Source organism: Streptomyces sp. ActVer (genome assembly GCF_027270795.1).
Classification (GTDB): domain Bacteria; phylum Actinomycetota; class Actinomycetes; order Streptomycetales; family Streptomycetaceae; genus Streptomyces; species Streptomyces umbrinus_A.
In genome coordinates this window covers 1-21,467 of the sequence record NZ_JAPWHT010000148.1, presented here as the reverse complement: position 1 = coordinate 21,467, position 21,467 = coordinate 1, and the positions used below count along the sequence as shown (strand labels likewise).

21 protein-coding genes and 1 pseudogene are annotated in these 21,467 nt (G+C 70.1%); 15 read left to right on the top strand and 7 right to left on the bottom strand.

The genetic code is table 11. The features are described from left to right. The 4 genes from O3Q52_RS24040 to O3Q52_RS24025 all read right to left on the bottom strand — a co-directional run. A partial coding sequence (locus O3Q52_RS24040; RefSeq protein ID WP_269650835.1) for an acyl-CoA dehydrogenase family protein occupies positions 1 to 444 on the bottom strand: 444 nt, incomplete at its 3' end. Further along, positions 441 to 1,649: an acyl-CoA dehydrogenase family protein gene (locus tag O3Q52_RS24035; protein WP_269650834.1), complete on the bottom strand. Its 1,209-nt coding sequence runs from the start codon at positions 1,647 to 1,649 to the stop codon at positions 441 to 443. The genes O3Q52_RS24040 and O3Q52_RS24035, both read right to left, overlap by 4 nt. Further along, positions 1,646 to 2,626, bottom strand: coding sequence for an NADPH:quinone oxidoreductase family protein (locus tag O3Q52_RS24030; protein ID WP_269650833.1), 981 nt, complete (start codon positions 2,624 to 2,626; stop codon positions 1,646 to 1,648). Before O3Q52_RS24030 ends, O3Q52_RS24035 begins: the two co-directional genes overlap by 4 nt. Positions 2,627 to 2,837: 211 nt before the next feature. Beyond that, positions 2,838 to 3,497, bottom strand: coding sequence for a helix-turn-helix domain-containing protein (locus O3Q52_RS24025; RefSeq protein WP_269650832.1), 660 nt, complete (start codon positions 3,495 to 3,497; stop codon positions 2,838 to 2,840). 77 nt (positions 3,498 to 3,574) lie between these two features. Here O3Q52_RS24025 and O3Q52_RS24020 point away from each other — a divergent pair, with 77 nt between their 5' ends. The 5 genes from O3Q52_RS24020 to O3Q52_RS24000 all read left to right on the top strand — a co-directional run bounded on the left by O3Q52_RS24020 (position 3,575) and on the right by O3Q52_RS24000 (position 8,635). Next, a complete protein-coding gene (locus O3Q52_RS24020) occupies positions 3,575 to 4,510 on the top strand; it encodes an NAD(P)/FAD-dependent oxidoreductase (protein WP_269650831.1) in 936 nt (311 codons plus the stop codon). A 306-nt stretch (positions 4,511 to 4,816) separates the two neighbouring features. Then, positions 4,817 to 6,364, top strand: a complete 1,548-nt coding sequence (locus O3Q52_RS24015; RefSeq protein WP_269650830.1) for an ATP-dependent DNA ligase — start codon at positions 4,817 to 4,819, stop codon at positions 6,362 to 6,364. Continuing rightward, complete coding sequence (locus tag O3Q52_RS24010) at positions 6,361 to 6,831, top strand: NUDIX domain-containing protein (protein WP_269650829.1); 471 nt, start codon at positions 6,361 to 6,363, stop codon at positions 6,829 to 6,831. The genes O3Q52_RS24015 and O3Q52_RS24010 overlap by 4 nt, the downstream gene beginning before the upstream one ends. A 153-nt stretch (positions 6,832 to 6,984) precedes the next feature. After that, on the top strand, positions 6,985 to 8,370 hold the full coding sequence (locus O3Q52_RS24005; RefSeq protein WP_269650828.1) for an NADP-dependent succinic semialdehyde dehydrogenase: 1,386 nt from the start codon (positions 6,985 to 6,987) through the stop codon (positions 8,368 to 8,370). Between the two features lie 25 nt (positions 8,371 to 8,395). Beyond that, positions 8,396 to 8,635 (top strand): DUF6213 family protein, encoded by a 240-nt coding sequence (locus O3Q52_RS24000; RefSeq protein WP_266505759.1) that lies wholly within the window; start codon positions 8,396 to 8,398, stop codon positions 8,633 to 8,635. Positions 8,636 to 8,731: 96 nt separating this feature from the next. On the opposite strand, the gene O3Q52_RS23995 is transcribed toward O3Q52_RS24000, so the two are convergent. Continuing rightward, on the bottom strand, positions 8,732 to 9,421 hold the full coding sequence (locus tag O3Q52_RS23995) for a transcriptional regulator (RefSeq protein WP_269650827.1): 690 nt from the start codon (positions 9,419 to 9,421) through the stop codon (positions 8,732 to 8,734). A gap of 180 nt (positions 9,422 to 9,601) precedes the next feature. Between O3Q52_RS23995 and O3Q52_RS23990 the strand changes: the two genes are divergently transcribed. Genes O3Q52_RS23990 through O3Q52_RS23980 form a run of 3 tightly spaced genes read left to right on the top strand, consistent with a single transcriptional unit; the run spans position 9,602 to position 12,412 of the window. Next, on the top strand, positions 9,602 to 10,666 hold the full coding sequence (locus O3Q52_RS23990) for a type III polyketide synthase (protein WP_269650826.1): 1,065 nt from the start codon (positions 9,602 to 9,604) through the stop codon (positions 10,664 to 10,666). A gap of 7 nt (positions 10,667 to 10,673) precedes the next feature. Beyond that, positions 10,674 to 11,882, top strand: a complete 1,209-nt coding sequence (locus O3Q52_RS23985; RefSeq protein WP_269650825.1) for a cytochrome P450 — start codon at positions 10,674 to 10,676, stop codon at positions 11,880 to 11,882. Then, positions 11,879 to 12,412 (top strand): cupin domain-containing protein, encoded by a 534-nt coding sequence (locus O3Q52_RS23980; protein WP_269650824.1) that lies wholly within the window; start codon positions 11,879 to 11,881, stop codon positions 12,410 to 12,412. Before O3Q52_RS23985 ends, O3Q52_RS23980 begins: the two co-directional genes overlap by 4 nt. Before the next feature lie 70 nt (positions 12,413 to 12,482). Here O3Q52_RS23980 and O3Q52_RS23975 read toward each other — a convergent pair whose 3' ends face one another. Beyond that, positions 12,483 to 13,712 (bottom strand): acyl-CoA dehydrogenase family protein, encoded by a 1,230-nt coding sequence (locus O3Q52_RS23975; RefSeq protein ID WP_190231688.1) that lies wholly within the window; start codon positions 13,710 to 13,712, stop codon positions 12,483 to 12,485. Positions 13,713 to 13,881: 169 nt separating this feature from the next. Between O3Q52_RS23975 and O3Q52_RS23970 the strand changes: the two genes are divergently transcribed. After that, positions 13,882 to 14,526, top strand: coding sequence for a TetR family transcriptional regulator (locus O3Q52_RS23970; protein WP_143642952.1), 645 nt, complete (start codon positions 13,882 to 13,884; stop codon positions 14,524 to 14,526). A 200-nt stretch (positions 14,527 to 14,726) separates the two neighbouring features. Here O3Q52_RS23970 and def read toward each other — a convergent pair whose 3' ends face one another. Then, entirely contained in the window at positions 14,727 to 15,266 is a 540-nt protein-coding gene (def, locus tag O3Q52_RS23965) for a peptide deformylase (protein WP_269650823.1), read from the bottom strand. Positions 15,267 to 15,409: 143 nt separating this feature from the next. Here def and O3Q52_RS23960 point away from each other — a divergent pair, with 143 nt between their 5' ends. The 6 genes and pseudogenes from O3Q52_RS23960 to O3Q52_RS23935 form a co-directional block, all read left to right on the top strand. After that, positions 15,410 to 16,648 (top strand): MurT ligase domain-containing protein, encoded by a 1,239-nt coding sequence (locus O3Q52_RS23960; protein WP_055617072.1) that lies wholly within the window; start codon positions 15,410 to 15,412, stop codon positions 16,646 to 16,648. A 19-nt stretch (positions 16,649 to 16,667) separates the two neighbouring features. Further along, on the top strand, positions 16,668 to 17,396 hold the full coding sequence (locus O3Q52_RS23955; protein WP_269650822.1) for a type 1 glutamine amidotransferase: 729 nt from the start codon (positions 16,668 to 16,670) through the stop codon (positions 17,394 to 17,396). 165 nt (positions 17,397 to 17,561) lie between these two features. Further along, the gene (locus O3Q52_RS23950; RefSeq protein WP_269650821.1) at positions 17,562 to 18,587 is read left to right on the top strand and encodes a 6-phosphofructokinase; all 1,026 of its coding nucleotides are present in this window, start codon (positions 17,562 to 17,564) and stop codon (positions 18,585 to 18,587) included. Between the two features lie 154 nt (positions 18,588 to 18,741). Next, positions 18,742 to 19,692, top strand: coding sequence for a cytochrome c oxidase assembly protein (locus O3Q52_RS23945; RefSeq protein WP_269650820.1), 951 nt, complete (start codon positions 18,742 to 18,744; stop codon positions 19,690 to 19,692). 177 nt (positions 19,693 to 19,869) lie between these two features. Beyond that, entirely contained in the window at positions 19,870 to 21,228 is a 1,359-nt protein-coding gene (locus tag O3Q52_RS23940) for a DUF6777 domain-containing protein (RefSeq protein ID WP_269650819.1), read from the top strand. A gap of 34 nt (positions 21,229 to 21,262) precedes the next feature. Then, positions 21,263 to 21,467 (top strand): annotated as a pseudogene (locus tag O3Q52_RS23935) (serine/threonine protein phosphatase); the annotation flags it as partial.

Here is a 21,467-nt window from a genome sequence, read left to right as displayed (position 1 = left end):
CAGAGTGCCGTCTTCATGCCGTACGGACTTGTAGGACGCCCCCGGCCCGGCGGACAGCGCCACCGCGAGTGCGCCGATCGTGCGGCCGGACGCGAGGGCGGTGAGCAGCTCGGCGGCCTCGTCGGACCCGCACGCCAGCAGCGCCTCGGTCGCGACGACGGCACTCGTCAGATACGGGACGGGTGCGACCGCGCGGCCCAACTCCTCCACGACGACGGCGACTTCGCGGTGCGTGGCGCCCTGGCCGCCCTGTACCTCGGGGACGAGGAGGCCCGCGAGGCCCATGCCGTCCGAGAGTGCCTTCCACAACTCGGGGTCGTGCGGGCGGTCCGACTCCGTACGGGCGATGACGCCCGGAACGTCGCAGTGGTCCGTGAGGAGGTCGCGGACGGCGGCGCGCAGCGCCTCTTCCTCTTCCGAGTACAGCAGATCGGGGGCGCTCATCGGGCGAGGTCCTTCCAGGCGACGTCCTTGTCGGTGCGCGGCTCGGAGGGCAGGCCCAGCACGCGTTCGGCGACGATGTTCAGCAGGACCTCGCTGGTCCCGCCCTCGATGCTGTTGCCCTTGGAGCGGAGGTAGCGGTAGCCGGCGTCACGGCCGGTGAAGTCGACGAGTTCGGGACGGCGCATCGTCCAGTCCTCGTACAACAGGCCCTCCTCGCCGAGGAGTTCGACCTCCAGGCCGCTGATCTCCTGGTTGAGGCGGGCGAACGCGAGCTTCATGCCGGAGCCCTCGGGGCCCGGCTGGCCCGCGACGAGCTGCTGGCGCAGGCGCTCGCCGGTGAGCCGCGCGACCTCGGCCTCCGCCCACAGTGTGAGCAGCCGCTGGTGCAGGTCGTGCGTGCGCAGGTCGGGGCGCTCGCGCCAGGTCTTGGAGACCGGGCCGATCATGCCGCCCTCGCGCGGGATGCGCATGCCGCCGATGGAGACGCGCTCGTTCATGAGCGTGGTCTGCGCGACCCGCCAGCCGTCGCCGACCTCACCGAGGCGGTGCGCGTCGGGGATGCGGACGTCGGTGAGGAACACCTCGTTGAACTCGGCCTCACCGGTGATCTGGCGCAGCGGCCGCACCTCGACACCCGGGTCGGTCATGTCGCAGATGAAGTACGTGATGCCGCGGTGCTTGGGCGCTTCCGGGTCGGTACGGGCGATGAGGATGGCCCAGCGGGCGAGGTGGGCGCTGGACGTCCACACCTTCTGCCCGTTGACCACCCAGTCGTCACCATCCCGCACCGCGCGGGTACCGAGCGCCGCCAGGTCGGAGCCCGCGCCCGGCTCGCTGAACAGCTGGCACCAGACCTCCTCGCCGACCCAGAGGGGCCTGAGGAAGCGGCTCTTCTGCTCCTCGGTGCCGAAGCCGAGGATCGTCGGCGCGGCCATACCGAGGCCGATGCCGATGCGCCGCGGGTCGTTGTCGGGGGCGCCCGCGGCCTCCAACTCGGCGTCCACGACCGCCTGGAGGGAACGCGGCGCACCGAGTCCGCCGAGGCCCTGCGGGTAGTGCACCCAGGCGAGTCCGGCATCGAACCGGGCCTTGAGGAAGTCCACCCGGTCGGTGTCGGCCACCGGGTGGGCGGCCAGCAACTCCTGGGTGCGGCGGCGCAGTTCGGCGGCGTCGATCGCCCCGCTCCTGCTCGCGGCGTCGGTCATGCGACGGCTCCGTTCTCATCGAGGGAGGGCACCACTGCGACGCGGCCGGTGGTGACGCCGTCGGCGACCCGCTGCACCGCGGCGGCGGCCCCGCTCAACGGCACGCGCTCGCTGACGAGCGGCTTGATCCCGCCCCTGGCGGCCAGCTCGGTCAGCTCCTCGTGGCAGCGCAGGACCAGCTTCGGGTTCTTTGTGTTGTAGAGGCCCCAGTGCAGGCCCAGGATCGAGTAGTTCTTCACCAGCGCGTGGTTGAGGCCCGGGCTCGGGATGCTGCCGCTCGCGAAGCCCACGACCACGATGCGGCCCTCGAAGGCCACGACCTTGGTGGACTGTGTGTAGGCGTCACCACCGACCGGGTCGTAGATCACGTCGGCGCCCCGGCCCCCGGTGGCCTCCTTCACGGCGGCGACGACGTCCTCGGCACGCCGGTCCACGACGACGTCACAGCCCAGCTCACGGGCGACGGCCGCCTTGTCGGCGCCGCCCACGACGCCGATGACCTTGGCGCCCGCGGCCTTCCCGAGCTGCACGGCCGCGCTGCCGACCCCTCCGGCGGCAGCGTGGACGAGCAGCGTCTCGCCGGCCTCCAGACGAGCCCGCCGGTGCAGTCCGAACCAGCCCGTCTGGTAGCCGATGTGCAGCGCGGCGGCCTCGGCGTCGTCAAGCGCCTCGGGGGCCGGCAGCATGGCCGCGGCGTCCGCGACGGCGTACTCGGCGAAGCCGCCGTACGGCAGGGCCGGGTTGGCGATGACGCGCCGCCCGTCCTCGGTCTCGCCACAGATCTCCACGCCCGGCGTGAACGGCAGGGGCGGCCTGACCTGGTACTGCCCGCGGCACATCAGGGCGTCCGGGAAGTTGATGTTCGCGGCGCGCACCTTGAGCAGGACCTGGCCGTCACCGGGCGTGGGCCGCTCCACGTCCTCAAGCCGCATCACCTCGCTCGGCTCGCCGATCTCGTGCACTTGCCATGCCTGCATGCGGAGCCTCCACGGGACTGTGTCTGATTTGTTCGCACCTCAGGGGCGCCTCAGCCGGTGTCGAGAGACCGACCGTGCTCAACCCTTCGGGCCTCCGCGCGCTCGGCCTCTCGACACCGGCGCGCCCCTTCAGCTCACGTTTCGTCTGACCGGGTCGATTGCATACTAAGCGGTCGCTTGCCCATCAGGGAACAGTCGGCACCCGTCGGTATCAGTCGTCTTCGCCACGCTTCTTCGGGCGCGCCCGTACGTGCATCCGCTCCCCCTGCCGCCCGAAGAGACTCAGGAACTCCACCGGCCCCTCCCCCGTCGACCCGAACCAGTGGGGCACACGCGTGTCGAACTCGGCGGCCTCCCCCGGGGCGAGTACGACGTCGTGCTCGCCGAGCACCAGGCGCAGCCGCCCGGACAGCACGTACAGCCACTCGTAGCCCTCGTGCGTCCGAGGTTCCGGCTCCAGCTTCCGCTGCGGTTCGAGCACCTTGTAGGCCTGGAGGCCGCCGGGCTGGCGGGTGAGCGGCCAGTGCGTGCGGCCGTAATGGACGATCGGCTTCGCCGCGCGGATGCGGGGGTCGCCCACCTGCGGGGCCCCGACGAGTTCGTCGAGGGGCACCTGGTGGGCACGGGCGATGGGCAGCAGAAGCTCCAGGCTGGGTTTGCGCAGCCCGGACTCCAGGCGGGAGAGGGTGCTCACGGAGATTCCGGTGGCGGAGGACAGACCCGCAAGGGTGGCTCCCCGCTCCTTGCGGATGCGGCGCAGCCGCGGTCCGACTTCCGCGAGGACGCCGTCGGTGTCGGTATCGGAGTCTGCGCCGGTGCCGGTGTCCGTGCCGGTCCCCTCGTGCTTCTTGTGCTCGTCGCGCTCGTTCATCTCTTCATTGCAGTTTCGGCAACAATGTTTGTCAATACGGCAGGAGGTGGGCGACCTCCTCAGTGGAGGTGGTCACCATGACCGAGAGGTACGAAGTGGTCGTCGTCGGAGGCGGCGCGGCCGGACTGTCCGCCGCGCTCGTCCTGGGACGCGCACGGCGGAGTGTGCTCGTGATCGACACGGGCGAGCCGCGCAACGCACCCGCCGCCCACATGCAGGGCTATCTGTCGCGGGACGGCATGTCGCCGTTGGAGTTCCTCGCAGTGGGACGCGAGGAGATCGCGCGCTACGGCGTCGAACTCGTCCGGGACCGGGCGGTGGACGTGGCCAAGGACGCGGACGGGGAGTTCGACGTGACGCTCGAAGGCGGGCGCACGGTGCACGGGCGTCGGCTGGTCGTCGCCACCGGCCTCGCGGACGAACTGCCCAAGGTACCGGGGGTCGCCGAGCGCTTCGGGCGGGACGTGCTGCACTGCCCGTACTGCCACGGCTGGGAGGTACGGGACCAGGCCTTCGGCGTGCTCGCCACGACCCCGATGGCCGTCCACCAGGCGCTGATGGTCTCCCAGTGGTCGAAGGACGTGACCCTCTTCCTGCACACGGTCGCCGAGGACGAACTCGCGGACGAGGATCTGCGCAGGCTCGCCGCGGCGGGGGTCGACGTGGTGCCCGGCGAGGTCGCCGGGCTGGCCGTCGACGACGACCGGCTCACGGGAGTCCGGCTCGCGGACGGCACGACTCACGAGCGCGCGGTCCTGTTCGTCGCGCCCCGGGCCGTCCCGCGCACCGGCCTCCTAGAGCGGCTGGGCGCCGAGCTGCAGGAGACACCGTTCGGCACGTATGCCGTCGTTGACGCGACGGGTCTGACCAGCGTGCCCGGCGTCTGGGCGGCGGGCAACGCGATCGGCTTCGGCGAGCAGGTCGTGAACGCGGCGAGCGGCGGCTACCGGGCGGGAGCCACGATCAACGGCGAACTGCTCTTCACGGACCTCGACGCGGCCGTGGGGGCGTAGCCCGAAGCGGACGGCAGTAGGCGGTAGACGGAAGCAGACCCGCGGACACGGGCCGTGCGGGCGCCGGCCGAAGGCGTGGGCCGGGCGGTCGGGGACCGAAGAAGCAGCCGGTCGGGCGCGGGCGGCAGCTCAGGCCCGAGCCGTGGCCACGCGGAGGTGGAGCCGGGACACGGCCGTGCGGGCGGCGCCGCGGGCCCGAGACCGTGAGCCCCGAGCCCCGAGCCCTGGTCCACAGCCCGAAAACCCCGCCGTGCGGGTGTCCGCCGTGCGGGCGCGGATCGGGCGCCTCCGTTGCACCATGGCTGCATGCTGCTGCACCGGCTCGCCCGTGTGTCCCAGGAGGTCGCCGCCACCTCGGCGCGGTCCCGGAAGACGGCTCTGCTCGCGGAGCTGTTCCGGGACGCCGAGGCGGACGACGTGCCGATCGTCATCCCGTATCTGGCAGGCCGCCTTCCCCAGGGGCGGCTCGGCATCGGCTGGAAGATCCTCGGCACACCGGTCCCGCCCGCCGCGGAACCCACACTGACCGTGCGGGAGGTGGACGCCCGCCTCACGGACCTCGGCAAGGTGTCCGGTACCGGCTCCCAGGCGGAACGGGCGCGGCTGGTCGGGGAGTTGATGGGTGCGTCCACCGAGCCCGAGCAGCGGTTCCTGCTCGGACTGATCGGCGGTGAGGTGCGTCAGGGCGCCCTGGACGCCGTCGCCGTGGAGGGCCTCGCCCAGGCGACGGGCGCGCCCTCCGCCGACGTACGGCGGGCGGTGATGCTGGCGGGTTCGCTCCGGACCGTGGCCGAGCGGCTGCTCGCCGACGGACCGGAGGCTCTCACCGAGTTCCGGCTCACCGTCGGCCGGCCCGTCCAGCCGATGCTCGCGCACAGCGCCTCGTCGGTCGCCGAGGCGATCGACAAGCTCGGCGCCTGCGCGGTCGAGGAGAAGCTGGACGGCATCCGCGTGCAGGTCCACCGCGACGGCGCCGACGTACGCCTCTACACCCGAACCCTGGACGACATCACGGACAGGCTGCCCGAACTCACCTCAGCCGCACGGGAGTTGAAGGGCGAGCACTTCATCCTCGACGGTGAGGTCATCGCGTTCGACGAGGGCGGGCGGCCGCGTTCGTTCCAGGACATCGCCGGTCGCGTGGGCTCCCGCGTGGACGTCGCCACGGCCGCCGAGGCCGTCCCCCTCTCCCCCGTCTTCTTCGACGCGCTCTCCGTGGACGGCCGAGACCTGCTCGACCTGCCGTTCGCGGAGCGCCACACCGAGCTGGCCCGTCTGGTCCCCGAGCCGATGCGCGTACGCCGCACCCTCGTGACCGACCCGGCGGACGAGCGGGCGCGGGCCGCCGCCGAACAGTTCCTCGCCGACACGCTGAAGCGCGGCCACGAGGGTGTCGTGCTCAAGGCACTCGACGCCCCCTACAGCGCGGGCCGCCGCGGAGCCTCGTGGCTGAAGGTCAAGCCCGTACACACCCTGGACCTGGTCGTGCTGGCCGCCGAGTGGGGGCACGGGCGGCGCACCGGCAAGCTCTCCAACCTGCATCTGGGCGCCCGCAGTCCGGACGGCTCCTTCGCCATGCTGGGCAAGACCTTCAAGGGCCTGACGGACGCGTTGCTGGCCTGGCAGACCGAGCGGCTCCAGGAACTCGCCACAGAGGACAACGGCTGGGTCGTGACCGTCCGTCCCGAACTCGTCGTCGAGATCGCGTACGACGGTCTGCAGCGCTCCACGCGCTACCCGGCGGGCGTCACGCTCCGCTTCGCCCGGGTCGTGCGCTATCGCGCGGACAAGACCCCGGAACAGGCCGACACCGTGGAAACCCTGCTCGCCGCCCACCCGGAGGTCGCCCCGTGACCGCCACCGCGAAACGCAGCGCGGGTCTCCTCCTGTTCCGCCGCACCGACCACGGTGTCGAAGTCCTCCTGGGCCACATGGGCGGCCCGTTCTTCGCCCGTCGCGACGCCGGGGCCTGGACCGTACCGAAGGGCGAGTACGAGCCCGACGAGCCGGCCTGGGACGCGGCACGCCGAGAGTTCCAGGAGGAACTGGGGCTCCCGCCTCCCGACGGCGACCCCATCCCCCTCGGCGAGGTCACCCAGACCAACCGCAAGGTCGTCACGGTCTGGGCCATCGAGGCGGACCTGGACGTGACGACGATGGTCCCCGGCACCTTCACGATGGAATGGCCGCCGGGCTCGGGCGACATCCAGGAGTTCCCAGAACTGGACAGAGCGGAATGGCTGTCCATGGACCGAGCACGGACCCTGCTGGTCAAGGCCCAGGCAGCGTTCCTGGACCGCCTCGAAGGGCATACGCACTGACTCGAGGGGCACTCGTGCAGACAGACACGCCCGTAAGGGGCGCGGGGAACTGCGCGACCGGCCACATGCGGCCCGCACTTCGAGGACCACACGTTGCGACGCCTCCCATCACGCGGGAGGGTCGAAAGCACACCCCTTATCAGGAGGTCCTCCATGCCCATCGCAACGGTGAACCCGGCAACCGGCGAGACGCTCAAGACCTACGACGCCTTGGGCCCCGAGGAGATCGAACACCGGCTCGCGACAGCCGAGGCCGCGTTCCACACCCACCGCACAACCTCGTTCGCGGAGCGCTCAACGCTGATGCACCGCGCCGCCGACCTGCTCGACGAGGACGCGCAGGACATCGCCCGCGTGATGACGACGGAGATGGGCAAGCCGGTCAAACAGGCTCGCGCGGAGGCCGCCAAGTGCGCGAAGGCGATGCGCTGGTACGCCGACCACGCCGAGAGGCTCCTCGCCGACGAGGAGGGCGACCCGGCCGACGCGCAGGACTCCGGCGCCTCCCGCGTCCTCGTGCGCTACCGCCCGCTCGGCCCGGTCCTGGCGGTCATGCCGTGGAACTTCCCGCTCTGGCAGGTGATCCGCTTCGCCGCGCCCGCGCTGATGGCGGGCAACGTCGGTCTGCTCAAGCACGCCTCGAACGTCCCGCAGACCGCCCTCTACCTGGAGGACCTGTTCCGCCGGGCGGGCTACCCGGAGGGCTGTTTCCAGACACTGCTCATCGGCTCGGGCGCGGTCGAGGACGTCCTGCGCGACCCGCGGATCAAGGCGGCCACCCTGACCGGCAGTGAACCGGCGGGCCGCGCGGTCGCGTCGGTCGCCGGGGACGAGGTCAAGAAGACGGTCCTGGAGCTCGGCGGCAGCGACCCGTACGTGGTGATGCCGTCGGCGGACGTCGAACGGGCGGCGCAGGTCGCGGTAACGGCCCGGGTACAGAACAACGGACAGTCGTGCATCGCCGCCAAGCGGTTCATCGTGCACACGGACGTCTTCGACGCCTTCGCCGAGCGCTTCACGGCTGGCATGAAGGCCCTGACGGTGGGCGACCCCCTGGACGAGAACACGGACGTCGGCCCGCTCTCCACCGAACAGGGCCGCGACGACCTGGAGGAACTCGTCGACGACGCCGTCGAGAGCGGCGCGACCGTCCTGTGCGGCGGCGAGCGCCCGGACGGGTCCGGCTGGTACTACCCGCCGACCGTCCTCGCCGACATCACCCCCGAGATGCGCATCCACCTGGAGGAGGCCTTCGGACCGGTGGCGACGCTCTACCGTGCCGCCGATCTCGACGAGGCCGTGGCGATCGCCAACGACACGCCGTTCGGGTTGAGTTCCAACGTCTGGACCCGCGACGAGGCCGAGATCGACCGTTTCGTACGCGATCTGGAGGCGGGCGGCGTGTACGTCAACGGGATGACGGCGTCACACCCGGCGTTCCCGTTCGGCGGGGTGAAGCGGTCCGGTTACGGGCGTGAGCTGTCGGGACACGGAATCCGAGAGTTCTGCAACATCACCACCGTATGGCACGGAGCGTGAGCGTTCCGGAGCTACGATCCCCTCTGTGAACCGCGAAGTGACCCTGCCTCTGATCGTCGATGACCGCGGTACCTTGCAGGTTTCCGCGGCCGACGTGAGCAAGCTCCTGCGAACGATGGGTGGTCGGTGGCTGCATCTGGTGGAGGCGGGGCAGGAGGGGCTCGACGAGGACACCGTCGCCGCGCTCACGATTGAGCTTGCGAAGCTTGCCGACCGGATTGATGTGGCTTGCATCGCGCACAGCAGTGGGAGTGCGTCCGGCTAGCGCCGTTGTTCGAAGGCCGTCCCAACGCTGCGGGTTGGTTGTGGCTGATCGCGCAGTTCCTCGCGCCCCTAAAGATTGCGCAGTTCCCCGCGCCCCTTATGGGGCACGGTTGTCCTGCTCCCACAAGGCATGCCAAAACCGTGTCTCGGCGGCCTGCAGCAGACCGCCGTACCGGTGGACCCGGCCCTCGTCGATCCTCCCCGCGTCGAGGCCTGCCTGCACGGCCCCGAGGGCCCTCTGTTCCAGTTCCGGGGACGGCTCGGCGAAGAGGTCGAAGAAGCCGCAGGGGGCGTCGTCGAAGCCGTACTGGCGGCGCAGGGCGTCGGCGATCGTGGCGCAATAGCCGCCCCAGGCCGCGAAGTTGGCGCTGAGAGCGAGGACCACCTCGGCCGGTGAGCCGTTGAGGGCCAGCCAGGCGACGTACGCGGGATAGGCCTGGCAGTCGGCGAGGGGCTCGTACGCCGCCTCCCGTGCCGTGTCCACGCCGCAGGCCGCCGCGTACGCCCCGAGCCGGTCCTGGGCCAGCGTCTCGCCCTCCGCGAGCATGCCGAAGAAGGCCGCGCACTCGGGACCCGCGGTCGTCCCCTGCGCGGCCGACCGTTCGGCCAGGTGGAGGAACGCGCGGCGGTCCGCGGCGATGACATGGCTCTGTTCGAGGGCGAGGGCCGCGAGCGTGTCGCGGCGGGCCGCGCCCCGGGCGATCAGCGGGAGGAGGCGGTTGGCGTGGGGGTCGGGGGCGAGCTTTCCGGTGGTGCTCTCCAGCAGTTCCCTGGCCGTCCGCGTCATCGCGTACTCCTTCGGTTCGGCTGACTCGCTGACCCTGCGACCAGAGTGCCACGCCCGCCCCGGGGGTCCCCGATCTGGAGTAGTCCGACGAGATATTCAGGCCCTGCCGGGTGATCGTGGAGGAACCATCCTTCCGCCGAGGAGAGGGAGTTCCCGGCGGGCGAGAGAAGGCGCAGGCACATGGCGACTTTGTGCAGACCCGCGGTCTCCGTTCCGGAATACGTGATCACGATGGAGGAGACGCTGGAGCTGGCGCGCTCCCGTCACCCCGATCACCCCCAGCTGCCGCTCGCGCTCCGGCTGATCGAGAACACCGGCGTACGCACCCGGCACATCGTGCGGCCCATCGAGGAAACCCTGAAGCACCCGGGCTTCGAGGAACGCAACAAGGCCTACGAGGCCGAGGCGAAGGCCCGCGTTCCCGCGGTCGTGCAGCGGGCGCTCGACGACGCGGGGGTCCTGGCCGCCGACATCGACGTGATCATCTACGTCTCGTGCACGGGCTTCATGATGCCCTCGCTGACGGCCTGGCTGATCAACTCGATGGAGTTCTCCAGCGACACGCGCCAGCTGCCGATAGCGCAGCTCGGTTGTGCCGCCGGGGGCGCGGCGATCAACCGGGCGCACGACTTCTGCACGGCCTATCCCGAGGCCAACGCCCTCATCGTGGCCTGCGAGTTCTGCTCGCTGTGCTACCAGCCGACCGACCTGGGCGTCGGCTCGCTGCTGTGCAACGGCCTCTTCGGGGACGGGATAGCCGCGGCCGTCGTCCGCGGAAGCGGCGGCGAGGGCATCCGCCTGGAGCGCAACGGCTCGTACCTGATCCCCAAGACCGAGGACTGGATCATGTACGACGTCCGGGCCACCGGGTTCCACTTCCTGCTGGACAAGCGGGTGCCGACCACGATGGAACCGCTCGCCCCCGCTCTGCAGGACCTGGCGGGCCTGCACGGCTGGGACGCCTCCGACCTGGACTTCTACATCATCCACGCCGGCGGTCCGCGGATCCTCGACGACCTCAGCACGTTCCTCCAAGTGGCACCGGAGGCCTTCCGGTTCAGCCGGGCGACGCTCACCGAGTACGGGAACATCGCCAGCGCCGTCGTCCTGGACGCGCTGCGCCGGCTGTTCGACGAGGGCGGCTCCCACCACCAGGCACGCGGACTGCTCGCCGGCTTCGGGCCGGGGATCACGGCCGAGATGGCGCTGGGCCGCTGGCACCGATCAGACGAAGAAACGGCATGACATGACCATGAGCGAAGAGACGACGGCGGCACCCCCGGTACGGCACTGGCCGGCCCTGGACCTGACGGGGGTCGACTTCGACCCCGTCCTGTCCGAGCTGATGCGCGAGGGGCCCATCAACCGGATCCAGCTGCCCAACGGCGAGGGCTGGGCCTGGCTGGTCACGCGCTACGAGGACGTACGGCTGGTCACGAACGACCCGCGGTTCAGCCGCGCGGAGGTGATCGGCCGCGAAGTCACCCGGCTGGCACCGCACTTCATCCCGCAGGCGAGTGCGATGAACTTCGTCGACAAGCCCGACCACTCCCGGCTGCGCAGAGCGGTGAACAGCGCGTTCACCACGCGTGGCATCGAGCGGCTGCGCGCCAACGCCCAGCAGACGCTTGAGGGGATGGTGGACGAGATGCTGCGGGACGGACCGCCCGCCGACCTCATCGACCGTGTCCTGGCCCCGTTCCCGATCACCGTCATCTGCGAGCTCATGGGCGTCCCGGCCACCGACCGGCACACGCTCCACACGTGGACGCAGGCGATCCTCTCCTCCTCCCAGGGGGCGAAGGTCAGCGAGCAGGCCAAGCGGGACATGGAGACGTACTTCGCCAAGCTGATCGCCGAGCGCCGGGGCGCCACCGGTGAGGACGTGACCTCGCTGCTGGGCGCGGCGGTGGGCCGGGGCGACATCACCGAGGAGGAGGCGATGGCGCTCGCCGGCCCGATCCAGATCGGCGGCGAGGCCGTCACGAACAACACGGGCCAGATGCTCTACATCCTCCTCACCCGGCCCGCCCTCTTCGACCGGCTGCGCGACGACCCGGAGCTGCGCCCGCAGGCGATCGACGAACTGCACCGGTACATCCCGCACCGCAACGCCGTCGGCCTGTCCCGCATCGCCACGGAGGACGTGGTGCTCAGAGGCGTACGGATCAGCAAGGGCGACCCGATCTACGTGTCGTACCTGGCCGCCAACCGTGACCCGGAGGTCTTCCCGGACCCCGACCGGATCGACTTCGAGCGCGGCTCCAACCCGCACCTGGCGTTCGGGCACGGTCCGCACTACTGCGTGGGCGGCATGCTGGCCCGCATGGAGCAGGAGCTGATCGTGAACACGCTCCTGGACCGGATCCCGACGTTGCGTCTGTCGGTCTCGGAGGACGAGGTGCCGTGGCGGCGCGGCGCGCTGATCCGCGGGCCCGAGGCCCTGCCCGTCACCTGGTGACCGCCCTCACGCCGCCGCCCGAAGGCCTGCTGGTCCCGCCCGGTCACGGCCGTACGGTCCATACCCCGGCCCAGCACGTGACCTTCAAGGTGACCGGCACGCACTCCCGGACGGCGTCCAGCTTCGAGGTCGTCGTCCCGCCGGGCTTCGACGTCGGCGCGCACGTCCACTCGCGCAGCGAGGAGCTGTTCTACGTGCTCGAGGGCGAGCTGGACGTGCTCGCCTTCGAGCCCCTCGTCCGCACACCCGACAACTGGCAGCGCTGGCAGTCCGGTTCGGGCAACCAGGTCGTACGGGCGACACCGGGCACGGTGATCGTCGTACCGCCCGGTTGCCCGCACGCGTTCGCCAATCCCACGGGAAATCCGGCCAAAATGTTCTTCCAGGCGTCCCCGCCACCGGATCACGAGCGCTATTTCGACGAGCTGCTGAAGATCTTGGACGAGGGCGGCCCGCCGGACCACGAGGCAATCGAGGAACTGCGTTCGAGGTACGACATCGAGCAACTCACACCGCTGAAACACCGCTGATCTTTTGTTGTCGGCACGCTGCGGGTCGTGTGTGGCTGGTCGCGCAGTTCCCCGCGCCCCTTACGGGGCGCTAGCGGATCGGCATTCCTGACAGGGTGCGCGCGATGACCAACCGCTGGATCTCACTCGTACCCTCGAAGATCGTGTAAATCGCAGCATCCCGATGCATCCGCTCGACCGGGTACTCCCGGGTGTACCCGTTGCCGCCCAGGATCTGAATCGCCTGCCCGGTGACCTTCTTCGCCGTCTCGCTGGCGAAGAGCTTCGACATGGAGCCCTCGGCGGAGGTGAACTGCTTCCCGTTCACGGCCATCCAGGAGGCGCGCCACACGAGCAGCCGCGCCGCGTCGATGGACGTACGCATATCGGCCAGCTGGAAGGCCACACCCTGGTTGTCGATGATCGGGCGGCCGAACTGCGAACGCGTCTTGGCGTAGTCGAGGGCTACCTCGTACGCGGCCCGGGCGGTGCCGACCGCCATGGCGCCGACGGCCGGGCGGGACGCCTCGAACGTGGCCATCGCCGCGTTCTTCAGCCGCTCGCCACCGCCGGCCCTGGCCCGCTCACGTGCGCGGGCCAGGCGCTCGTCGAGCTTCTCCTTGCCGCCGAGCAGGCAGGAACCGGGGACCCGTACGTCCTCCAGGACGACCTCGGCGGTGTGCGAGGCGCGGATGCCGTGCTTCTTGAACTTCTGGCCCTGGGAAAGGCCGGGCGTGTTCGGCGGAATGATGAAGGACGCGTGGCCCTTGGACCCCAGCTCGGAGTCGATCACCGCGACCACGACATGGACGTTGGCGATGCCGCCGTTGGTCGCCCAGGTCTTCGTGCCGTTGAGCACCCACTCGTCCTTGGCCTCGTCGTACACGGCACGTGTACGCATCGAGGCGACGTCGGACCCGGCGTCGGGCTCGGAGGAGCAGAAGGCGGCGACCTTGACATCGTTGGCATCGCCGTACATCTGGGGGATCCAGGTGCCGATCTGCTCCTCGGTGCCGTTGGCGAGGACGCCCACGGCCGCGAGGCCGGTGCCGACGATCGACAGGGCTATGCCCGCGTCACCCCAGAACAGCTCCTCCATGGCCATGGGTATGCCGAGGCCGGTGGGGTCGAAGTACTGCTGGGCGTAGAAGTCCAGGGAGTAGATGCCGACCTTCGCGGCCTCCTGGATGACCGGCCAGGGAGTCTCTTCGCGCTCGTCCCATTCGGCGGCCGCGGGGCGGATGACATCAGCGGCGAACCCGTGGATCCAGTCCCGGACCTCCTTCTGTTCGTCGTTGAGCTCCATGGTGAACTCGGCCATGTCCCCTCCAGCGCTGCACTCACGTGTTACTTGCGGTAACAGTAGCCTGTTACCGGTGGGTAGGAAAAGTCAACTCCCCGTTCCCGCTCGGCAGCCCGTTCGAGGCAGAATTGTGTGCGGGTGTTACGTTGCGCAGGCGTCACCGAATAAGCACGGGTGGGGAGAGCACATGGACACCACGCAGCGGACCGATCAGCAGAGGTCCGCCGACCGCCGACGGCGCGAGCTGTTGGAGGCCGCCGACCGGGTGGTGCTCCGCGACGGCCCAAGTGCGTCGATGAACGCCATCGCGGCGGAGGCGGGCATCACCAAGCCGATTCTGTACCGCCACTTCGGCGACAAGAGTGGACTGTACGCGGCTCTCGCCAAGAGGCACACGGACGCCCTCCTCGGAGCGCTGCGCGCCGCCCTGGACGCACCGGCCGAGCGCCGGGAACGCGTGGAGGCCACACTCGACACGTACCTCGCGGCGATCGAGGCACGCCCGCAGGTGTACCGCTTCCTGATGCATCCGTCGGAGGGCGGCCCGCAGAGCGACCAGGGCTTCGACGCCGGGCAGCATTCCGCTCCCCTGCTGCGCCGCATGGGCGAGGAGCTCGCCGAGGTCATTGAGGAGCGTGTCGACCTCGGCCCGGACAGCCAGCAGCTGGCCCGTGTCTGGGGCCACGGCATCGTCGGCATGATGCACGCCGCGGGCGACTGGTGGCTCGGCGAACGACCTTGCGCCCGCGCGGAGTTGGTCCGGGCCCTGGCCGACCTCCTGTGGGGTCGCCTGGCGGCGGCGGGCGACAAGCTGGGTGGCCCAGCGTTCTAGCGTTCCGCTGGATGTGCGGTTCGTTCTGGATGTGCGGTTCGTTCTGGATGTGCGGTTCGTTTGCTGCGGGCCGGTGGGGGCTGATCGCGCAGTTCCCCGCGCCCCTAAAAGCAAAAGATTGCTGCGGTTCCCCGTGCCCCTGAAGGGGCGCGGGGAACTGCGCGACCGGCCACGACGCGCCCGCAGTCGACGACCGACCCTCACCGCCCCCAAGAGGCCCTACCCGCCTGCCACATCACCCTCCGGCGGCGCCAGCCACGGACCCGATCCACGTACAGCCCGCCGTCGAGGTGGTCGCACTCGTGCTGAAGGCACCGGGCGAACCACCCGGTGCCATGGATCCGCACGGGTTCACCGTCCACGGTGAACCCCTCCACCACGGCGTGGTCGTACCGCTCGGTGCCCGCCTCCAGCCCCGGCAGCGACAGACACCCCTCGGGCCCCCGCAGCACCAGCCCGTCCGCCTCGACGAGCCGCGGATTCACCACATGCCCCACATGCCGCCGCTCCTCGTCGTCGGGGCAGTCGTATACGAAGACCCGCAACGATTCGCCGACCTGATTCGCGGCGAGTCCGACACCCTGCGCCGCATACATCGTCGAGAACATGTTCTCGACCAGCCGCGCCAGTTGAGGCCCGAACTCCGTGACTTCTTCACACCGTGTGTGCAACACGGGGTCGCCGAGCAAAGACAGAGGAAGGACGCGCCCTCGGGCGCCCGGGATCGAGCCGTGTCGCATGGCGGCAAGGGTACGGTCCTCAATGTCGCGCGGGTGCCGCGGTGGTGCCGCGATTCGGGCCGGTGAGTGGATCTCGATAGGCTGAGGGCCACACGTTGCCGGGAGCAGTGCGCGGCGCCGTACGCAAGGAGGATCGGGAACTGATGGCAGGCAACTCGGACCCGCTGTCGCCGCGGGCCAAGCTGGCCGTGACGGCGGGCAAGGCGGTCGCAGCGGCGTCACGCGCCGCGGGCCGTGGCAGCGGATCGGTGATCGGCGGCCGGGTGGCACTCAAACTCGACCCCGACCTCCTGGCCAGTCTGGCCCAGCACCTGGACGTCATCCTGGTGTCGGCCACCAACGGCAAGACCACCACGACACGTCTGATCGCGGAGGCGCTGCGCGCGGCGGGCCCCGTCGTCTCGAACGCGCTGGGGGCGAACATGCCCGCCGGCATCACGTCCGCGCTGGCCGGCGGCTCGGAATCGAGGTACGCGGTCATCGAGGTGGACGAGAAGTACCTCTCCGGTGTGGCGCGGGACACGGATCCCAAGTGCATCGCCCTGCTCAACCTCTCCCGCGACCAGCTCGACCGCGCGGCCGAGACCCGCATGATGGCCGAGCACTGGCGTGAGGGCCTGGCGGGCTCGAAGGCCGTCGTCGTGGCCAACGCGGACGACCCGCTGGTCGTGTGGGCCGCGTCCTCCTCGCCGAACGTGGTGTGGGTGGCCGCCGGCCAGATGTGGAAGGACGACGCCTGGTCCTGCCCGTCCTGCGGCGGTGTGATGCAGCGCCCCGGCGACGACTGGTTCTGCGGCGACTGCGGTTTCCGCCGTCCCACGCCGAGTTGGGCGCTCTCCGGCGACCACGTCCTCGACCCGCACGGTTCGGCCTGGCCGATCCACCTCCAGCTGCCGGGCCGCGCCAACAAGGCGAACGCCGCGTCGTCGGCGGCCGTCGCCGCCGTCTTCGGCGTGCCTCCGCAGGTCGCCCTGGAACGCATGTACCAGGTGCAGGCGGTGGCCGGCCGCTATGACGTCGTCCAGTTCATGCAGCGCGACCTGCGCCTGCTGCTCGCCAAGAACCCGGCGGGCTGGCTGGAGACGTTCTCGCTGATCGACCCGCCGCCGACCCCGGTGATCCTTTCGGTGAACGCGCGCGGCGCCGACGGCACCGACACCTCCTGGCTGTGGGACGTCGACTACACGCAGCTGACCGGCCACCCGATCTTCGTGCTCGGCGACCGCAAGCTGGACCTGGCCGTCCGTCTAGAGGTCGCGGGCCAGCAGTTCCAGGTCTGCGAGAACCTCGACCAGGCCGTGCAGATGGCACCGCCCGGACGCATCGAGGTCGTCGCGAACTACACCGCCTTCCAGGACCTGCGGCGTCGTGTCGGCAACTGAACCCCGGAGGACCAAGAGAATGAGTGACAACAGCCTGCGGCTGGTGTGGATCTACCCGGACCTGCTGAGCACGTACGGCGACCAGGGCAACGCCCTCGTCGTCGAGCGCCGGGCGCGGCAGCGCGGTCTGGACGTGGCCCGTCTCGACGTACGCAGCGACCAGGCGATCCCCACCTCCGGTGACATCTACCTCATCGGCGGCGGCGAGGACCGGCCGCAGCGGCTCGCGGCCGAGCGGCTGCGCCGCGACGGCGGTCTGCACCGCGCGGTCGGCAACGGCGCGATCGTCTTCTCGGTCTGCGCCGGCTACCAGATCCTCGGCCACGAGTTCATCAACGACCTCGGTCAGCGCGAGCCGGGTCTCGGCCTGCTCGACGTGGTCTCCACGCGCGGCGAGGGCGAGCGGTGCGTCGGTGACGTGCTGGGCGACATCGACGCGCGGCTGGGGCTGCCTCCGCTCACCGGCTTCGAGAACCACCAGGGCATCACGCACCTCGGCCCCACGGCCCGCCCGTTCGCGAACGTGCGGCTCGGCAAGGGCAACGGCACGGGCGACGGCACGGAGGGCGCGTACAACGACACGGTCTTCGGCACGTACATGCACGGGCCCGTGCTCGCCCGCAATCCGCTGATCGCGGACCTGCTGCTGAAGCTGGCGCTCGACGTCAACGCGCTGCCGCCGATCGACGACCGGTGGTACGAGGCGCTGCGCTCGGAGCGCATCGCGGCTGCTCAGCAGCCCGCCTGATCTCACGGGCACAGCCCGTCTGGCATGGCGTCCGCTCACCTGTGCGGGGACGTCCAGCAGGCGGACGCACGATGCGGACCCGCCCCCTGCCGCCGGTAGGGTGGCGGCGTCCCGCCGGACAGCGTGGTCCGGTTCCCGGCCCACGTTGAGAAGGTATTTCGGGCTATGCGCATTGGTGTCCTCACGTCCGGCGGCGACTGCCCCGGCCTGAACGCCGTCATCCGGTCCGTCGTACACCGTGCCGTCGTCGATCACGGCGACGAGGTCATCGGCTTCCGCGACGGCTGGAAAGGCCTCCTGGAGTGCGACTACCTCAAGCTCGACCTCGACGCGGTGAGCGGCATCCTGGCTCGCGGCGGCACCATGCTCGGTTCCTCCCGCGTCCAGCCCGCGCATCTGCGTGACGGTGTGGAGCGGGCCAGGGGGCATGTCGAGGAGCTCGGGCTCGACGCGATCATCCCGATCGGCGGCGAGGGCACGCTCAAGGCGGCCCGCCTCCTGTCGGACAGTGGCCTGCCGATCGTCGGTGTGCCGAAGACCATCGACAACGACATCGCGGTCACGGACGTCACCTTCGGATTCGACACGGCCGTCGGTGTCGCGACCGAGGCCCTGGACCGGCTGAAGACCACCGCCGAGTCCCACCAGCGCGTCCTGATTGTCGAGGTCATGGGCCGCCACACCGGCTGGATCGCCCTGCACTCCGGCATGGCCGCGGGTGCGCACGCGATCGTCGTGCCGGAACGGCCCTTCGACATCGAGGAGTTGGCCAAGAAGGTCGGCGAGCGGTTCTCGGCCGGGAAGAGGTTCGCGATCGTCGTCGCCGCCGAGGGTGCGAAGCCTCGCGAGGGCACGATGAGTTATGACGAGGGCCGCAAGGACGTCTACGGGCACGAGCGCTTCGCGGGCATCGCCCGGCAGCTCTCCATCGAGCTGGAGGAGCGCCTCGGCAAGGAGGCCCGGCCGGTGATCCTCGGGCATGTACAGCGCGGGGGGACGCCCACCGCGTACGACCGGGTGCTCGCGACCCGGTTCGGGTGGCATGCGGTGGAGGCTGTGCATCGCGGGGAGTTCGGGAAGATGACGGCGCTTCGGGGGACGGACATCGTGATGGTGTCCCTGGCGGAGGCCGTGGAGACGTTGAAGACCGTTCCGGATGAGCGGTACGCGGAAGCGGAGTGCGTCTTGTAGGCGGTTGGGCGGCTGCGCGTCCGTCGTGGCTTGTCGCGCAGTTCCCCGCGCCCCTTTGGGGCGCTGCACCGACCCCGGTCATAACAGTGACCGGGGTCGGTTCTAGTCTGGGTGCGGACAGACAGCGCAACCAGTACGAAACAGGAGCCGGCGGATGGATCACAGCGGGCCCGGCATGATGATGGATCTGCCGCCGTTCACGCTGGGGCGGGGACTTCAGTGGTCGCCGGACCCGTTCTTCCTCGTGGCCTGCCTCCTGGGGCTCGCGCTGTACGGGTGGGGCGTGGTGCGGCTGGTCCGGCGTGGTGATGCCTGGCCGGTCGGGCGGACGGTGTCGTTCGTCGTCGGTGTCCTGAGCGTCATGCTCGTGCTGTGCACCGGCCTCAACGACTACGGCATGGTCATGTTCAGCGTGCACATGGTGCAGCACATGGTGATCAGCATGCTGTCGCCGATCCTCATCCTGCTCGGCGCGCCCATCACGCTCGCCCTGCGCGCGCTGCCGACGGCCGGCCGTGGCCGCAAGGGGCCGCGCGAGCTGCTCCTGATGTTCCTGCACAGCCGGTTCATGCGGGTCGTCACGCATCCGGCGTTCACGATCCCGCTGTTCATCGCGAGCCTGTACGCGCTGTACTTCACCCCGATCTTCGACTTCCTGATGGACTCGAAGACCGGCCACATCGCGATGATGTGCCACTTCCTCGCCGTCGGCCTGGTGTTCTTCTGGCCGATCATGGGCGTCGATCCCGGCCCGCACCGGCCCGGCTATCTGATGCGGATGCTGGAACTGTTCGCGGGCATGCCGTTCCACGCGTTCTTCGGCATCGCCCTGATGATGGCGTCCGAGCCGATGGTCGAGACGTACAAGAACCCGCCCGCCTCGCTCGGCATCGACGCGCTCGCCGACCAGACCGCGGCCGGCGGTATCGCCTGGGCGTTCAGTGAGATCCCGTCCGTGCTCGTGCTGCTCGCGCTGCTCTTCCAGTGGCACCGCTCCGAGGAGCGGCAGGCACGGCGTTCGGACCGGGCCGCCGACCGTGACGGCGACAAGGAACTCGAGGCATACAACGCCTATCTGGCCTCACTCAACGCACGCGGTCGCTGAGCCCCTTTTCCCCTTTCGGTCACTCCGTACACACTGGGAATTCCCCTTGACTGAAAGGCTTTTCCATTCAGTAGCATGATGTGTGACGCCCTGCTTCCGCTCTGCAGGGTTACGGGGGATCCGCTGGGGGGAGCGGTCATGACAATTCACGCATGCTTGCTGAGGACCGGAAAAACCGTGGTCCGAAGGCTTGCCGTGCTACTTGCCGCTGCGGTAATCCTCAGCGGCTGCACGGAACAACGCCTGTTCGCGGTGCGGGCCGTCGCCGCCGGAGTGCCATCACTCGCACCTTTTTTCGAAGAGGACGGCTCGCTCGGCACGGACGAGACGAAGCTCAGGCCGGAGCAGGCGCACAGTGGCCTGCAGCAGGGCAACACCCCTGGTCTGTACGGGGGTACGCAGAAACCCAAGGTCTGTGACGTCGACCGTCTCAAGGATTTCCTCACCGATCCCAAGAACCGCCAAAAGGCCCGGGAATGGGCCCGCATCGTGGGCATTACGCCTGATCGGATCGAGGGTTACATCGACGACCTCACACCCGTTCTGCTGCGTCACGACACTCTCGTGAAGAACCACGACTACAAAAAGGGCAAGGCTGTCGCCTTCGACGCATTGCTGGAGGCCGGGATCGCGGTATTGGTGAACGACCAGGGACTTCCCGCCGTGAAGTGCTCGTGCGGAAATCCGTTGCAGTCCTTCGACAAGGATCCCGAGAAGATCTCGGTCAAGTTCGAAGACGGCAACAAAAAATGGGACGGCTACGAGAAGTCCGACGTGGTGACCGTCAAGCCCTCGCCCCAGCCGCTGGAGCAGATCGCACTCATCGACGTGGACAACCCGGACCAGGGCATCAACCGCCCCGTCGGCAGCACGGGCGAGAACGACGAGCCGTTCGACGCCACCAGGCAGCACGCGGTGCCCCGCGTCACCGGGATGACCTTCGACCAGGCCAGCCAGCGGCTGTCCGAGCTCGGGCTGGCGGCGGCCTACTCCGACGGACTCCCGCCGGGGGACGCGGCGGTGACGGGCTCAGATCCGGGGCCCGGGACCGAGTTGCGGTTCGGGGAGGCGGTGACCCTGAGCGTCGCGGACGACGGCGACGAGCCGAGTACGCCTCCGGAGTCGGACCCGTCCAACGGGCCGAGCACGGACGACCCGACATCGGACGAGCCAACGTCGGGTGGGCCGACCACCGAGGGACCGACCACGGACGGTCCCACGACGGACGGGCCCACGACAAGCGGTCCGACCACGGACGGACCGACGTCGAGCGGCCCCACCACGGACGGTCCGGACACGGGTAGACCGACGTCGAGCGAACCCACCACCGACGGGCCCACCATGGGCGAACCCACGACGGCCGTCCCGACCACCCCCACCACGTCGAGCACGCCGCCCACCGTCGAGCCGACCTCCGCGGAGCCCACGTCCGCGGAGCCCACGCGGAGCGAGCCGGTGACCAGTGAACCCGCGTCGAGCGAACCCGGCTCGTCCAGTGCGCCGGCCTCGGGCGAATCCGCTGTCGTTCCGGCGTAAGCCCACCCAGAGCCGAAACCCCGGGAGTGACCGGATGGCATCAGGATCACCGCAGTCGGGAGTCGGCCGGGTCATCGCCGGCCGGTACCTTCTGCTGAACCAGCTGGGCAGCGGCGGCATGGGACATGTCTGGCTCGCCCACGACCAGCGGCTGGCCTGCGAGGTCGCGCTCAAGGAGATCGTGTTCCGCAGCCCGGGCGAGGACGGCGACCGCACGGCCCGGATCGCCCGGGCCCGCG

What these genes read in the sequence shown, in the direction of transcription:
- O3Q52_RS23960 (WP_055617072.1), top strand. Translation starts at nt 15,410, where the DNA reads ATGGCAGGCAACTCGGACCCGCTGTCGCCGCGGGCCAAGCTGGCCGTG.
- O3Q52_RS24005 (WP_269650828.1), top strand. Translation starts at nt 6,985, where the DNA reads ATGCCCATCGCAACGGTGAACCCGGCAACCGGCGAGACGCTCAAGACC.
- O3Q52_RS23955 (WP_269650822.1), top strand. Translation starts at nt 16,668, where the DNA reads ATGAGTGACAACAGCCTGCGGCTGGTGTGGATCTACCCGGACCTGCTG.
- O3Q52_RS23950 (WP_269650821.1), top strand. Translation starts at nt 17,562, where the DNA reads ATGCGCATTGGTGTCCTCACGTCCGGCGGCGACTGCCCCGGCCTGAAC.
- O3Q52_RS23995 (WP_269650827.1), bottom strand. Translation starts at nt 9,421, where the DNA reads ATGACGCGGACGGCCAGGGAACTGCTGGAGAGCACCACCGGAAAGCTC.
- O3Q52_RS24020 (WP_269650831.1), top strand. Translation starts at nt 3,575, where the DNA reads ATGACCGAGAGGTACGAAGTGGTCGTCGTCGGAGGCGGCGCGGCCGGA.
- O3Q52_RS24025 (WP_269650832.1), bottom strand. Translation starts at nt 3,497, where the DNA reads ATGAACGAGCGCGACGAGCACAAGAAGCACGAGGGGACCGGCACGGAC.
- O3Q52_RS23945 (WP_269650820.1), top strand. Translation starts at nt 18,742, where the DNA reads ATGGATCACAGCGGGCCCGGCATGATGATGGATCTGCCGCCGTTCACG.
- def (WP_269650823.1), bottom strand. Translation starts at nt 15,266, where the DNA reads ATGCGACACGGCTCGATCCCGGGCGCCCGAGGGCGCGTCCTTCCTCTG.
- O3Q52_RS24015 (WP_269650830.1), top strand. Translation starts at nt 4,817, where the DNA reads ATGCTGCTGCACCGGCTCGCCCGTGTGTCCCAGGAGGTCGCCGCCACC.
- O3Q52_RS24035 (WP_269650834.1), bottom strand. Translation starts at nt 1,649, where the DNA reads ATGACCGACGCCGCGAGCAGGAGCGGGGCGATCGACGCCGCCGAACTG.
- O3Q52_RS24030 (WP_269650833.1), bottom strand. Translation starts at nt 2,626, where the DNA reads ATGCAGGCATGGCAAGTGCACGAGATCGGCGAGCCGAGCGAGGTGATG.
- O3Q52_RS23985 (WP_269650825.1), top strand. Translation starts at nt 10,674, where the DNA reads ATGAGCGAAGAGACGACGGCGGCACCCCCGGTACGGCACTGGCCGGCC.
- O3Q52_RS23990 (WP_269650826.1), top strand. Translation starts at nt 9,602, where the DNA reads ATGGCGACTTTGTGCAGACCCGCGGTCTCCGTTCCGGAATACGTGATC.
- O3Q52_RS23970 (WP_143642952.1), top strand. Translation starts at nt 13,882, where the DNA reads ATGGACACCACGCAGCGGACCGATCAGCAGAGGTCCGCCGACCGCCGA.
- O3Q52_RS23975 (WP_190231688.1), bottom strand. Translation starts at nt 13,712, where the DNA reads ATGGCCGAGTTCACCATGGAGCTCAACGACGAACAGAAGGAGGTCCGG.